The sequence below is a fragment of the Haloplanus sp. GCM10025708 genome, from assembly GCF_042663985.1.
GTDB classification, from domain to species: Archaea; Halobacteriota; Halobacteria; order Halobacteriales; family Haloferacaceae; genus Salinirarus; species Salinirarus marinus.
This window is the reverse complement of the sequence record NZ_JBHSZA010000011.1, coordinates 2,073,791-2,087,802: the sequence shown is the minus strand read 5'-3', so window position 1 is coordinate 2,087,802 and position 14,012 is coordinate 2,073,791. Positions and strand designations below refer to the sequence as shown.

The window sequence follows — 14,012 nt, the reverse complement described above, 5'->3', positions numbered from 1 at the left end:
GCACCCAAACGACAGCGGCACAAATACGTTCGGAACGCGGTCACTTCCCGGGCGTCCAGACGAGGTCGGGGTCGTCGGTCTCCTCGCGCAGGCGCTTCTTGTCGAACTTGCCGGTGGCCGTCTTGGGCACCGACTCGACGAAGACGACGTTGTCGGGGAGCCACCACGTCGGGAAGTCGTCGGCGAGAAACTCCCGGAGTTTCGCCCCGGTCACGTCTTCGCCGGCCGCGCGGACGGCGTAGGCGACGGGCCGCTCGCGCCACTTCGCGTGATCGACGGCGACGACGGCCGCCTCCGCGACGGCGTCGTGGCCCATCAGCGCGTTCTCCAGTTCGATGCTCGAAATCCACTCGCCGCCGCTCTTGATGACGTCCTTGGCCCGATCCACGACGTCGATGTAGCCGTCGCCGTCGACGGTGACGATGTCGCCCGTCTTCAGCCAGCCATCCTCGAACTCCTCGGCGTTCGCTTCGGGGCGGTCGTAATACGCCCGCGTCACCGTCGCCCCGCGGACGTAGAGTTCGCCCGCCGACTCGCCGTCCCACGGGACGCGTTCGCCCGCTTCGGCGTCGACGACTTTCATCTCGAGGCCGGGCGAGAGCAGCCCCTGTTTGGCGCGCTTGGCGTAGATCTCGTCGCTGTCGAGGCCGGCCATCGTTGACTTCGGCCGCGAGACGCTGCCGATGCTCATCGTCTCGGTCATCCCCCAGGCGTGGTCGATGACGACGCCGTACTCGTCCTCGTAGCGGCGCATCACGGCTTCGGGGGCGGCGCTCCCGCCGACGACGATGCGCTCTAAACTCGGCACCGACTCGTCGTGTTCGTCCAGGTAGTCGAGGACGTTTATCCACACCGTCGGCACGCCCGCGGTGAGGGTGACGCCCTCGTCCCGGATGAGCGAGACGAGCGTCTCGGCGTCCGGCGACGGACCGGGGTAGACCTGTTTGGCCCCGATCATCGTGGCCGCGAAGGGGAACTCCCACGAGTTGACGTGGAACATCGGCACGACGGGCATCACCACGTCGCCCTCCGCGACGTCGAGCGCCGCCGGCGTCATCACCATCATCGCGTGGGCGTACATCATCTTGTGCGTGTACTCGACGCCCTTCGGCCGGCCCGTCGTCCCCGAGGTGTAACACATCGCCGCGGGTTGGCTCTCGTCGAGATCGGGCCAGCCGTAGGCCCCCGCGTGGTCGGCCAGCAGGTCCTCGTAGGCGTGGACGGACACGTCGACGTCAGCGCCGGCGTCTCCTCGTCCATCACGACGACGGCGCGCGGCGACTCCAGGTCGTCCCAGACGCGCTCGAGCGTCTCGACCGGGCCGCCCGGGTCGACGAGGAGGAGGTCGTCCGCCGCGTCGTTGACGATGTACTCCGTGTGGTCGTCCGACAGCTGGACGTTGACGGTGTGTAGCTGCGCGCCCATCAGCGGGACGGCGTAGTACGCCTCGAAGTGGCGGTGGTGGTTCCAGCCGAGCGTTCCGACCCGGGCGCCCGGGCCGACCCCGAGCGCGTCGAGCGCGTTCGCCAGCGCGTTCACCCGGTCGTCGAACGCGCCGTACGTGTAGCGCTCCCGCCCGCGGTGCGTCCGGGAGACCACCTCCTTCTCGGGAAAGAGGTTCGCCGCTCGCCACAGAAACGGCCGGAGAGTCAGGTCACTCCCGGCCATCGGCCACCGCCCCTCCCGGCCTCGCCGTGGGTGTCGGCTCCGTGTGACTCTGTACCATTGTCCGGCGGAGAATTCACCTACGGTCACGTATGCTTTGCCCCCGCAGCGAGCGAATCCCGCCGCTTCCGCGGTCACCGACCGATCCGACGTGGACAAACAGGCGCTCCGGGAGCGTATCTGGACCGAGTTAGCGGGGAGGGGAAGACTCGGGTCCCGTTCCCGGCAGACGGACCGTCCCGAACTTCGCCGGCGCGGCCGAGGCCGCGGAGCGACTCGACGAAACCCCGTCTTTCGACGCCTCCGCGGGTCGCGGCCGTAAGCGTCGCGGGCGACGAGCGCCGCGAACGCCGAGCCGAACCCCTCGGGCGGGGAGCCGCCGCCGGACGGCCGCGGGTTATTTGCCGTCGCCGTGTGTGTCGCCGGTGTGCGACTCGTCCAGGTCATGGTCCCGACCGGCAAGCGGGAGGCCCTCCTCCGCACGCTCGACGACGAGAACATCGACTACGCGGTGTCGGACGAGGTCGGCAGCCAGGAGTACACGGCCGTCGTCTGGTTCCCGCTCCCGACGGAGGCGGTCCAGCCGATACTCGAACGGCTCTACGAGGCGGGCTTCGAACGCGACGCCTTCACCGTCGTCGTCGACGCCGAGACGGTGGTCTCGCAGCGGTTCGACGCGCTCGAAGCGGAGTACGAACGCGGGAGCAAGCAGATCGCCCGCGAGGAACTCGCCGCCACCGCCCAGGACCTCGCGCCGGACTGGTGGCCGTTCGTCGTCATGACGGCCATCAGCGCCGTCGTCGCCACGGCCGGGCTCTTGCTCGACTCGCCGGCGGTGGTCGTCGGGTCGATGGTCATCGCTCCGCTGGTCGGTCCGGCGATGTCGACGAGCGTCGGCACCGTCGTCGACGATCGGGCCCTGTTCCTGAAGGGGTCAAACAGCAGGCCGTCGGCGGCGTCCTGGCCATCGCGAGCGCCGCCGCGTTCGCCTTCCTGTTGCGACAGGCCCACGTCGTCCCGCTGGACGCCGCCGAAGTGCTCGCCATCGACGAGGTTCGCGAGCGCCTCGTCCCGGACGTCCTCTCGCTGGTCATCGCGCTGGGAGCGGGCGTCGCGGGCGCGATCTCCTCTCGTCGGGCGTCTCGACGGCGATCGTCGGCGTCATGATCGCCGCGGCGCTCATCCCGCCGACCGCCGTCGTCGGCATCGGCCTCGCGTGGGGACGGCCGCTCTCCGTCGTCGGGGCGCTGGTTCTCGTCCTCGTGAACGTCCTCTCTATCAACTTCGCCGCCCTCGGGGTGTTGTGGTACGCCGGCTACCGCCCGCGCCAGTGGCTCCGCGCCGAATCTACCCGCCTCGCGACCGCCAAGCAGATCGCGGTCCTCGGCGTCGCCATCCTGCTTTTGTCGGGGCTGCTCGGAGCGGTCACCTTCACGTCCTACCAGAAGGCGACGTTCGAGGACCGGGTCCGATCGACCGTCGCCGACGAAGTCGACGACTACCCCGACCTCCGGTTGCTCGGCGTCGAGATCACCTACGGCGACCGGTTCCCGATAACTTACCCCGAGGAGGTGGTGATCACGCTGGGGTACACCCCGGGGACGGAGACGCCGGCGCTGGCCGACCGACTCGCCGAGCGAGTCGACCGCGCAGTCAGTCGATCGATGCGGCTCGGCTCCCCGGCTCCGTCGCCGTCGAGGTGCGATACGTCGCCTACGAACGGTCGAGCGCGAAACGCCTACAGTCGCCGGACCGACGGCCGTTATCGGGCGATATGTCAAAGGCTCCGTTGCGCGTAGCATAAGTTGATAGTCGTCGCCGCCCTCTGTAGCGCATGCGACGCCTAGCAATCGTTTCCCTGATAGCCCTCGTTGCTCTCGCCGGCTGCGTCGGTCCGCTCCAGACGGACGCGGCCGCGGACGCCGGGAGCGAGACCCCGACCATCTCGGTTTCCGCGAACGGCGACGCCGCCGCCGAACCGAACCTCGCCGTGATACAGGTGTCCGTCGAGGCGCGGGCCGACTCCGCCGACGCCGCCCGCGCACGGGTCGCCGACGACGTCTCGCGGATGCGGGCCGCGCTCGGCGAGGCGGGCGTCCCCGACGACGCGGTGACGACGGCCACCTTCCACATCTCGCCCGAGTACGACCACTCGGATGCGGATCGTGAGTTGCTCGGCTACCGCGCCGTCCACGCCTTCGCCATCGAAGTCACGCCCGACCGCGCCGGCGAAATCGTCGACGTGAGCGTCGGCAACGGCGCGACCGCGGTCGAGGGCGTCCGCTTCACGCTGACCGACGACCGCCGCGCCGAACTCCGCCAGCAGGCGCTGACGCAGGCGATGAACGCCGCTCGAACCGACGCGGACACCATCGCGTCCGCCGCCGACGTGGAGGTGACGGGCGTGAAAACCGCCTCGACCAGCGCCCAGTTCGTCCCCTACTTCGAATCCCGCGACGTCGCATCGGGCGGCGGTGCGGGCGGGAGCACCGTCGTCGAACCCGGCCCGGTGACCGTCTCCGCCAGCGTCAGCGTCACCTACACCGCGGCCTGACGCGAGCGACCTACCGCGACGGCAGGTCCGGCTCGTAGTCGACGGCGTCGACGGCCATCTCCAGTACGTCGTCGACGTTCTCGTCCTCGGCGACGCTCATGTAGGCGTCGGCCTCGACGTCCGTCGAGCGGTCGCTCTTGTTACAGACGGTCAGGACGGGCGCGTCGAACTGCGACTCGACCGCGTCACGGAGTTCGAGTTGGGCGTCGAGTGGATAGCCGCAGTCGCCGCTGGCGTCGACGACGAAGACGACGGCGTCGGCGAGGTGCGTGAGCGCGCTGACGGCCTGTGTCTCGATGTCGTTTCGGTCTTCGGCCGGCCGGTCGAGCAGCCCCGGCGTGTCGATGATCTGGTAGCGGATGCGGTCGCGGTCGAAGTGACCGATCTGGATGCCACGAGTGGTGAACGGATATTCGGCGATTTCGTTGCTCGCGCGGGTGACGGCGTTGACGAACGAGGATTTCCCCACGTTCGGGTAGCCGGCGACGACGACGGTCGGTTCGTCCGAGCGGATGTCCGGCAGGTCCCGCAGGGCGTTTCGCGCCTCGCCGACGCGGAGCAGGTCGTCCTCGATTTCCTCGACGACGTCGGCCATCCGGGCGAACGCCTGCTTGCGGTGTTTGCGCGCCGTCTCGGGGTCCGTCCGCCGGAGTTTCGGCTGGTACTCGCGCTGGAGTTCCCCGATCTGCCGGCTCGCCCACGTCACCTCCGAGAGACTCGCCCGGAGGGCGTCGACGCCGACCTGTTCCCCCGTGTCGGCCTCGCGGGGCGAGAGCGACCGCTTGAGGACGGCGTCAGCGAGTTCGTAGTAGAACGGGTCGACGGTCTCGAAATCCGGCCACTCGGTGGCGACGTTCTGGAGGTTGTCAGAGAGGATGTTGCCCGCCGTCTGGAGCATCGACTGCTGGGCCTCCAGCCCCGACTTCGCTCGCCCCGCGCGGGCCGCCCGCGAAAACGCCTTGTCGATAAGTTCCTCCGACCGGGGCGTGGTCGGCAGGGCCTCGAAAATCATTGTCGAGTGTAGTCGCTCAGCGGATAAAAGGCCGTCCGTTTCTCTCCCGCCCGCTACCGGTCCAGATACTCCTGTTGAATCTCCACCACCTCGCCCGAATCCTCGCAGGCGGCGTACCGCCGCAGGGGTTCCTCGTTGAGTTCGAGGAACGTCTCGCCCCAGGTGAACTTCGCGAGGACGCGCTCGGCGTGGTCGCGGTGCCCGAAGATGACCAGCGCCGCCGCGAGCGCCTCCACGGTGGTCAGTTTCGTCGGCCGGCCGAAGTTGACGGGGTTGGCGGCGACGAGATACGGGAGCGCGCGGTGGTCGCCCGGGAGCGAGAAGCGCGCTTCACCGGCCGACTCCCACGAGCAGTCGAGGGCGACGAGCGTCTCCCCCGCGTCCGCCGGCGAGAGCGCACGCTCCGCGTGGGGGTTCAGGACGACGCCGTACGGCGTCGCCCGGTCCGAGCGATGGAGTTCCACGAGGTCGAAGCGCGCAAGTTTGCGGGCCGTACACTTCGCGGGGTCGTCGTCGCCCTCGTAGCGAACGTGGAGGTCCACGGTGGTCGCACGCGGTTCGCGAATAAAAGTCCGTCTGCCCCGATACAGGAACGGGCGCTCGACCGGGCGCTCGTGACGGCTGCCCGCCCTCGACGTACTCCTTCTCGCGTCGCGGGACCGCCGCCGACGAATGCGCTCGCAGAGCCCTCGGCGACCGGCCCGCGGGACGCGGGTCGAACCCTTCATTCGGCCGCCGCCGAAAGGGGCGGTATGGACCGACGCGACGCGGTAGCGACGTATTACGAGGCGCTGGATTCGGGCGCGTACGACCGACTCGCGGACCTGCTCGCTCCCGACTTCGTCCAGCACCGGCCGGACCGGACGCTCGACGGGCGCGAGCGGTTCGTCGCGTTCATGCGCGACGACCGTCCCGTGACGGACACCACCCACGCCGTCGACGCCGTCTACGAGGGAAACACCGAGGTGGCCGTCCGCGGGCGACTCCGGGACGCCGACGGCGAGACGCTGGTGTCGTTCGTCGACGTGTTCGGGTTCGAGGGCGGGCGGGTCGCGACGCTGTGGACCTACACGCGATAGCGACGCGGCGGGCCGGCAGTCGCGTCGGCCCGCGCCGACGGCGCTCTCGCCGACGGGTTCGTGGCCTTCGATGACTTCCCTGTTCATGTACGGGCGGAGGACCTCGGGGACGGTGACGGTGCCGTCCTCGTTCTGGTAGTATTCGAGGATGGCGACCATGACGCGGCCGACGGCGGTGCCCGAGGCGTTGAGCGTGTGAAGGTATTCGGCGGACTCGTGGCGTTCGGGCCGGTAGCGCAGGCCGGCGCGCCGCGCCTGGAACGCCTCGAAGTTCGAGGCGCTGGAGACCTCGAGCCACCGGCCGCCACGATCGGGCCCCTCGGGCGAGTCGGTGCCGGGAGCCCACACCTCGACGTCGTACGTCTTCGCCGAGGCGAACGTCAGGTCGCCGGTACAGAGGTTCAGGATGCGATACGGGAGGCCGAGTCGCCGCAGGACTTCCTCGCTCTCGTCGACGAGGGCGTCGAGGCGGTCGAAACTGTTCTCGGGCTCGACGAAGTTGACGAGTTCGACCTTGTTGAACTGGTGGACGCGGACGATACCCCGGGTTTCGGTGCCGTGTTCGCCCGCCTCGCGCCGGAAGTTGGGGGTGTACGCCTGATGTTTCAGGGGAGATCCTCCTTGAGGAGGATGTCGTCGGCGTACATGTTCGTCACCGGAACCTCGGCGGTCGGACAGAGCCACAGGTCGTCGTCGTCCCAGTCTTCGGTTTCGCTGCCGCCGATGCGGTAGGCGTCGTCGGCGAACTTGGGCAACTGGCCGGTGCCGACCATCGACGTACTCTTGACCGGAATCGGCGGGAACAGGTCGACGTACCCCTGCTCGCGGTGGACGTCGAGCATGAACTGGATGAGGGCGTGTTCGAGCATCGCGCCCTCGCCCTTGAGGAAGTAAAAGCCCGCCCCCGTCGTCTTCGCCCCCGTTGCTCGTCGATGACGTCGAGTTCCTCGCCCAGGTCGTAGTGTGGGGTCACCTCCGCCGGCAGGTCGCGAAGGTCCTCGAAGCCGTGGCGACGCAGTTCGACGTTGTCGCTCTCGTCGTCGCCGACGGGGACGCTCTCGTGTGGGACGTTCGGGAGTTCGAGCAGCGCCGACTCCAGTTCCGATTCGAGTTCGTCGGCGCGGGATTCGATCTCCGCGAGCTGGGATTTGAGCTTCTGCGAGCGCTCGATGGCCTCCTGGGCCGCCTCCTCTTTGCCTTCCGCTTTCAGGTCGCCGATCTTACTGCTCACCTGGTTGCGCTCGTGACGGAGCGTGTCGCCCTCGCTTTTGAGGGCGCGCCACTCCTCGTCGAGTTCGAGGATGCGATCGAGGTCGACGTCGTCGGCCATCCCGCGGGCTCGTAGCGACTCCCGGACCTCGTCGGGATGCGCGCGGAGATACTGCCTGCTGAGCATTTGTGCCTCGTTCATCCGGCGGCGGGAAAACCGTATCGGGATGGCGCGACGCGGCCGTCCGTCGGCCGTCGGCCAATTTATGGTGATTCGTGGTAACTCGTCGTGCATGGAAGGTTCCACGCCGGTCGCGGCCGGCGACGACGTCGCGTTCGACGTGCCGACGCTGCCGCGACTGTTCGAGACGCGCGCGGACCGTCACGCCGCGAGCGTCGCCCAGCGGTACAAGGGCGGCGTCTACGACCGGTCGCTCGCTGCCGGCGACGTCCTCCCCGCCGCCCCGGACGGCGACTACGCCGCCCTCACCTACGCGGAGATGCGGGACTTGGTCCGCAACCTCGCCGCCGGGTTCCGGACGCTCGGCGTCGACGCCGGGGACCGGATCGGCGTCGCCGCCCACACCCGGATGGAGTGGGCGCAGGCGGACTTCGCCGTCCAGGCGGCCGGCGGCGTCGTCGCGACGGTCTACCCCGAATCGACGACCGACCGCGTCCGGTATCTCCTCGACGACGCCGACGTGCTCGGTGCCGTCGTCGAGGACGCCGCCCTCGTCGAGAAGGCGCTGGCGGCGGCGGACCTCGAGTTCGTCGTCGCTATCGACGAAGTGGGCGGCTACGACGACCGCGACGACGTGTTCACCCTCGCGGACGTCCACGCACGGGGGCGGAGTCGTTCGACGCTGACGCCTACGAGTCGTGGCTCGACGCCCGCGATCCGACCGACCTCGCCAGCGTCGTCTACACCTCGGGGACGACGGGGCTCCCGAAGGGCGTGAAACTCACCCACCGGAATCTGGGCGCGAACGTCGAGCAGTTCCTCGACCGGTTCGGCACCACGGACCCCGCCATCGACGCGGACGCGACGCATCTCTCGGTGCTGCCGCTCGCCCACGTCTTCGAGCGGACCGTCGGCCACTACCTGATGTTCGCGGCGGGGGCGACGGTTGCCTACGCGGAACGCCCGGACACGCTGGCGGCCGACTTCGCCGCCGTCCGCCCGACGGTGACGACGGGCGTGCCCCGCCTCTACGAGCAGCTCCTCGCGGCCGTCGAGGCGAACGTGGGCGAGAAACCCCTCGGCGACCGCCTGTTCGACCGGGCCGTCGACGCCGGACGCGTCCGTCGCGAGACCGACGATCTCGGCCCGCTCCAGCGACTCCGGTACGCCCTCGCCGACCGACTCGTCCTCTCGAAGGTCCGGGAGGCGTTCGGCGGCCGCATCGACTTCTGCATCAGCGGCGGCGCGCGCCTCCCGCCCGACCTCTGTGCCCGCTATCACGACGTCGGTATCCCCCTCCTCGAAGGCTACGGCCTGACCGAGACCGCGCCCGTCGTCAGCGTCAACCCGCCCGAGGCGGCGAAGGTCGGCACCATCGGCCCGCCGGTGGCGGGTCTCGACGCCCGCATCGACCCCGACGTCGGCGACGCCCCCGGCGACGACGCCGGCGAACTGCAGGTCCGGGGTCCAAACGTCACCGAGGGCTACTGGCGACGCCCGGAGGCGACGGCCGACGCGTTCACCGACGACGGCTGGTTCAGGACGGGCGACGTGGTCGAACGCGACGACGACGGCTACCTCACTTTCCGCTGGCGGGCCTCCGAGACGGTCGTCCTGTCGACGGGCAAGAGCCTCGCGCCCGCACCCATCGAGAGCGAGGTGGCGGCCGACCCGCTCGTCGCCCAGTGTCTCGTCGTCGGCGACGAACGCCCGTTCGCGGCGGCGCTCCTCGTCCCCGACGTGGAGGCGGTTCGCGCGTGGGCCGACCGGCAGGACGTCGACCTCCCCGACCCGGACTCGTGGCCGACCGACCGCCTCCGCGCTCGCCTCGACGGGACGGTGTCTCGGGTCAACGAGGGGCTACAGTCCCACGAACGCGTCGAGCGGTTCGCCGTCGTCGCCGACCCGTTCCGCCGGGAGAACGGCCTGTTGACGCCGACGCTGAAAAAGCGCCGCCGGGCCATCACCGAGCGCTACGCCGAGACCGTCGACGCGCTCTACGGCGACGCCGAGTAGGAATGGACTAACTGTGCGCTAATCTTCGATAGAAGAAAACGTTCGTGTGATTATCCCTCGAAAAACCCACGCCGAATCGGCGGGTTTTATCTTCTTCGCCTACAAGGTGCCAGTCACATGGAGGGACGCTAAATGGCCGCCGGAGGCGGGAACCTCATCTCGCTCGTCGCGGCGCTCATCGGCATCGGCGTCGTGGCGCAGCTGCTCTCCGACCGGTATCAGGTCCCGAGCGTCGTGTTCCTGCTCGCGTCGGGCGTCATCCTCGGCCCGGAGGTGCTGGGCGTCGTCGGTCCCTCCTCGTTCGGCGACGCCCTCTCGGCCATCGTCGGCCTCTCCGTGGCGATCATCGTTTTCGAGGGGGCGTTCCACCTCCGCATCGACCGGTTGCGCGAGGCCCCGGCCGCCACCTTTCGGCTGGTGACGCTCGGTGCGCTCATCGCCCTCGTCGGGACGGCGCTGGCCATCCACTTCCTCCTCGGCGCGTCGTGGCGACTCGCCTTCCTCGTCGGCGCGTTGCTGGTCGCGACGGGGCCGACGGTCATCGCCCCGATCCTCGAAGTCGTCCCCGTCCGCAACCGTGTGGGGACGGCCCTCGAAACCGAGGGGATCGTCAACGACGTCACCGCGGCGATTCTGGCGGTCGTCATCTTCGAGGCGATCATCGAGGACGTGACCGCTCTCGACGCCGTTCTCGTGCTCTTCGCCCAGCGACTCGGCACGGGCGTCGTCGTCGGCATGGCCGTCGCAGCCGTCGTCTACTACGCCCTCCGGTACGTGGACCTCTCGCCGGGGAACGCCCCCAGAACGCCCGATTGCTCGTTCTGGCGGGTGCGCTCGTCGCCTACGGCGCGGCCGAAGCCGTCGCCACCGAGGCGGGCATCGCCGCCGTCGCCACCGCGGGCGTCCTGCTGGGCAACGTCGACGTCCCCTACGAGGAGGACATCACCGACTTCAAGGGCGACGTGACGCTCATCGTCCTCTCCTTCGTCTTCATCTCTCTCGCCGCCCTCCTGCGGTTCGAGGACCTCCTCTCGCTCGGCCTGCGCGGCCTCGCCGTCGTCGCCGTCGTCGCGCTCGTGATCCGGCCGCTCCTGGTGTTCGTCAGCGCCGGCGGCGACCGGTTCACCCGCGAGGAGAAACTCTTCATGAGTTTCGTCGGGCCGCGCGGCATCATCCCCGCGTCCGTGGCGACGCTGTTCGCCATCGAACTCCGGGCCGCCGGTCTCGACGAGGCGGCGAACCTGCTCGTCGGCACCGTCTTCCTCGTCATCCTCACCACCGTCGCGTTCGAGGCAGGATTCGCCCGACAGATAGCCGAAACTCTCGACGTCATACCCATGCGCGTACTCGTAATCGGAGGCGGACAGGTGGGCCGTGCGCTCGCCCGCCGCCTCGAAGATCGGGGTGAGAACGTCGTCCTCGTCGAAGAGGACGTCGAAATAGTGGAGCGAGCCCGCAACAAGGGCCTGACCGTCCACCACGGCGACGGCACCGACACCGAAGTGTTGCGGTCGGCCGGAGCCGAGAACGCCAAGATCGTGGTCGCGGCCACCGGCGACGACGACGTGAATCTGCTCGTGTCGCAGCTGGCCAGCTCGAAGTTCGACCCCGAGACCATCCTCGCGCGGGTCAACAACCCCGACAACGTCGAACCGTTCGAGGAACTCGGCGTCCGCACCATCTCCTCCGTCGACGCGACGGCGATGGCCCTCGACAACTACATCGAGCGGCCGTCGATGGTCAACTGGATGAGTACGATCGGGCGCACCGGCGACGTCCAGGAGATCGAGGTCACCGCCGACTACCTCATCGGCGAACCCCTTCGCGACATCGGGCCACAACTGCCCGAGGGCTGTCTCATCACCCTGGTCGCCCGCGACGGAGAGATGATGGTCCCCTCCGCCGACTTCACGCTCGAACGCGGCGACCGAATCACCATCATCGGCGGCCGCGACGCCGTCCGCGACGCCATGAAATTCGCGAATCCGGAGCGATAGCGACGCGCTCGTTTCCTCCTCACGCCGTCCACGGGAGCCACGTCCCTCACTTCGGCCGTTTCGACGGCCTTATGCGACCCCGCCGACTAGCCTTGGGGATGAGTGACCCGGCCCTCGAGGTGGTCGAGTTCCTGCTTACGGCCCACGTCTACACGAACGATCGAACGCTCGACGAGAACGACCTGCCGCCGCGATATCGGCAGGTCTTCTGGGCCGAATCCACCTCCGACGACGACGCCGACGACGACGCCGACGCCCGCGGCGGCATCGAACGACCGCTGGTCGTGACCGAACGGACCGCCCGACAGGCGACCGGCGTCGAACATCCGTGGGAGGCCATCTCGGATCTCCTGTTCACCCAGCAAGAGGACTTCTCGGGGCGCATCTCGCTGACACAGCCCGAGCTGGCGACCGACTGGGTGCTGGACCGCGCCGACCGCGATCGACTGGCGACGAACCCGACGCTCGCGTCGACGCTCGAGGACCGCGACGACGTGGACGTGACGCACGCCGAGGCGCGCGAACAGAACCGGCCGATCCACGCCGATCGCGTCTGGATCGACAGCCTCCTCGACGAGTACTTCGACGAGGACGACGACGCCGAGATGCTCGATCTGGTGCAAGTGCGCGCGCCCGAAGAGATCGAGATGACCCTCGATGACCTCGTCCTCACCGAAGACCAGGAAGGAGAGATTCAGAAGATCGTCAAGGCCATCGAACACCGCGAATATCTGGCCGAGATCGGCCTGCGCGAGATCGGCAAACTCCTCTTCGTCGGCCCGCCGGGGACGGGGAAAACCACCGCTTCGCGGGCGCTGGCCCACGAACTCGGCCAGCCGTTCGTCGAGGTGAAACTGTCGATGATCACCAGCCAGTATCTCGGTGAGACGGCCAAGAACGTCGAGAAGACGTTCGAGGTGGCCAAACGGCTCTCACCGTGTATCCTCTTCATCGACGAGTTCGACTCCGTCGCCAAGACCCGCCGGAGCGACGAACACGCCGCCCTCAAGCGCGCCGTCAACACCCTGCTCAAGAGCATCGACGACATCAGCCTCATCAAAGACGAGGTGTTGCTCATCGGCGCGACCAACCACCCCGACCAGCTCGACGCCGCGGCGTGGCGTCGATTCGACGAGATCGTCAACTTCCCCAAACCCGACGCCGGGATGCGCGCCGACATCCTCGAGGTCATCACCCGTCGGATGGACATCGCGGAGTTCGACCCCGCGGACGTCGCCGAACGGACGCAAGGGCTGACGGGGAGCGACCTGCGGATGGTCCTCCGGGAGGCGGTGCTGGAAGCGCTGACCGAGGAGCGAACCACGCTCACGCAGGAAGACATCCTCGACGCCGTCGCCGATTTCGAGGAGCGCGACAACCTCAAGAACATGGACATGATGGGCGACCACGAGGGTCTCGTCGCCGGCGACGGCGGCGATCAGGCCCATCACGGCCACGACCACTGACGCCCGATGCGGGTGACGCTTCTCGGCACGGGCGATACGACCGGGACGCCGACGGTCGGCTGTGACTGCGAGACGTGTCAGCGAGCGCGGGAACGTGGGATCGAGCGCACCCGATTTTCGGTCCACGTCGAGAACGAACGCACCGGCGAGTCGATCCTCGTCGACGCCAGTCCCGACTTCCGCCACCAGTTTCTCACGCAGGACGTTTCCCTGCCCGACGCCGTCGTCGTCACCCACATTCACTTCGATCACCTCGACGGTCTCGGCAACGCTTACCGCGTGTTCGACTCGCTCCCGGTGTACGCCGCCGACGAAGTCGACCCCGTCACCGAGGAGAGCGTCGCCGACACCGTCCGCCGGAAGTACGACTATCTCGACCGGGTGACGGTCCACGACCGCACGCCGATGGAGCGGTTCGAGGTGTGTGGCCTCGAACTCCGGCTGATCCCCGTCGATCACCCGCCGCTGCTCTGTTACGGGCTCGTCGTCGCCGACCCCGAGACGGGCGGGAAACTCTCCATGACCGGCGACACGAGTTTCGCCGTCCCCGACGCCTCCCGCGAGGCCCTCGCCGATCCCGATCTCCTCCTGGCCGACGCCATCGTCCCCGCGGCGAACTGCGAGTACCACCCGCTCGGCGGCAAACACCACGACGACGACGGCGTCCCGCGGACGTTCGGGAGCAAACACATGACTCGGGAGGGGGCCCTCGATCTGGCCGCCGAACTCGACGCGGACCGGACCCGCCTCGTCCACCTCGCCCACTACTACCCCGCCGACGAGGCGTTCGAGGAGCCACTCGCCGTCGACGGCGAGCGCTACGTCCTCTGAGT

At 68.8% G+C, this 14,012-nt stretch carries 6 protein-coding genes and 5 pseudogenes; 7 read left to right on the top strand and 4 right to left on the bottom strand.

The features are described 5' to 3' along the window. Nucleotides 1-40: 40 nt before the first annotated feature. Nucleotides 41-1,668, bottom strand: a pseudogene (locus ACFQJD_RS14820) (long-chain fatty acid--CoA ligase). Nucleotides 1,669-2,092: 424 nt separating this feature from the next. Between ACFQJD_RS14820 and ACFQJD_RS14815 the strand changes: the two are divergent. Next, a pseudogene (locus ACFQJD_RS14815) lies at nucleotides 2,093-3,469 on the top strand (TIGR00341 family protein). 30 nt (nucleotides 3,470-3,499) lie between these two features. Then, a complete protein-coding gene (locus ACFQJD_RS14810) occupies nucleotides 3,500-4,219 on the top strand; it encodes an SIMPL domain-containing protein (RefSeq protein WP_379799243.1) in 720 nt (239 codons plus the stop codon). Between the two features lie 10 nt (nucleotides 4,220-4,229). Here ACFQJD_RS14810 and ACFQJD_RS14805 read toward each other — a convergent pair whose 3' ends face one another. Further along, complete coding sequence (locus ACFQJD_RS14805) at nucleotides 4,230-5,231, bottom strand: NOG1 family protein (protein ID WP_379799241.1); 1,002 nt, start codon at nucleotides 5,229-5,231, stop codon at nucleotides 4,230-4,232. Nucleotides 5,232-5,284: 53 nt separating this feature from the next. Beyond that, complete coding sequence (locus ACFQJD_RS14800) at nucleotides 5,285-5,773, bottom strand: DUF367 family protein (protein ID WP_379800546.1); 489 nt, start codon at nucleotides 5,771-5,773, stop codon at nucleotides 5,285-5,287. Between the two features lie 210 nt (nucleotides 5,774-5,983). On the opposite strand from ACFQJD_RS14800, the gene ACFQJD_RS14795 reads away from it, so the two are divergent. Further along, nucleotides 5,984-6,310: a nuclear transport factor 2 family protein gene (locus ACFQJD_RS14795; RefSeq protein WP_379800544.1), complete on the top strand. Its 327-nt coding sequence runs from the start codon at nucleotides 5,984-5,986 to the stop codon at nucleotides 6,308-6,310. Nucleotides 6,311-6,328: 18 nt separating this feature from the next. Here the strand turns inward: ACFQJD_RS14795 and serS are convergent. Continuing rightward, nucleotides 6,329-7,706, bottom strand: a pseudogene (gene serS / locus ACFQJD_RS14790) (serine--tRNA ligase); the annotation flags it as partial. Nucleotides 7,707-7,812: 106 nt separating this feature from the next. Here serS and ACFQJD_RS14785 point away from each other — a divergent pair. From ACFQJD_RS14785 to ACFQJD_RS14770, 4 genes and pseudogenes are all read left to right on the top strand, one after another. Continuing rightward, nucleotides 7,813-9,716 (top strand): annotated as a pseudogene (locus ACFQJD_RS14785) (AMP-dependent synthetase/ligase). A gap of 132 nt (nucleotides 9,717-9,848) precedes the next feature. After that, nucleotides 9,849-11,713 (top strand): annotated as a pseudogene (locus ACFQJD_RS14780) (cation:proton antiporter). A gap of 98 nt (nucleotides 11,714-11,811) precedes the next feature. Then, nucleotides 11,812-13,179: an ATP-binding protein gene (locus tag ACFQJD_RS14775; protein ID WP_379799238.1), complete on the top strand. Its 1,368-nt coding sequence runs from the start codon at nucleotides 11,812-11,814 to the stop codon at nucleotides 13,177-13,179. A gap of 6 nt (nucleotides 13,180-13,185) precedes the next feature. Continuing rightward, on the top strand, nucleotides 13,186-14,010 hold the full coding sequence (locus tag ACFQJD_RS14770) for an MBL fold metallo-hydrolase (RefSeq protein ID WP_379799237.1): 825 nt from the start codon (nucleotides 13,186-13,188) through the stop codon (nucleotides 14,008-14,010). Nucleotides 14,011-14,012 lie beyond the last annotated feature (2 nt).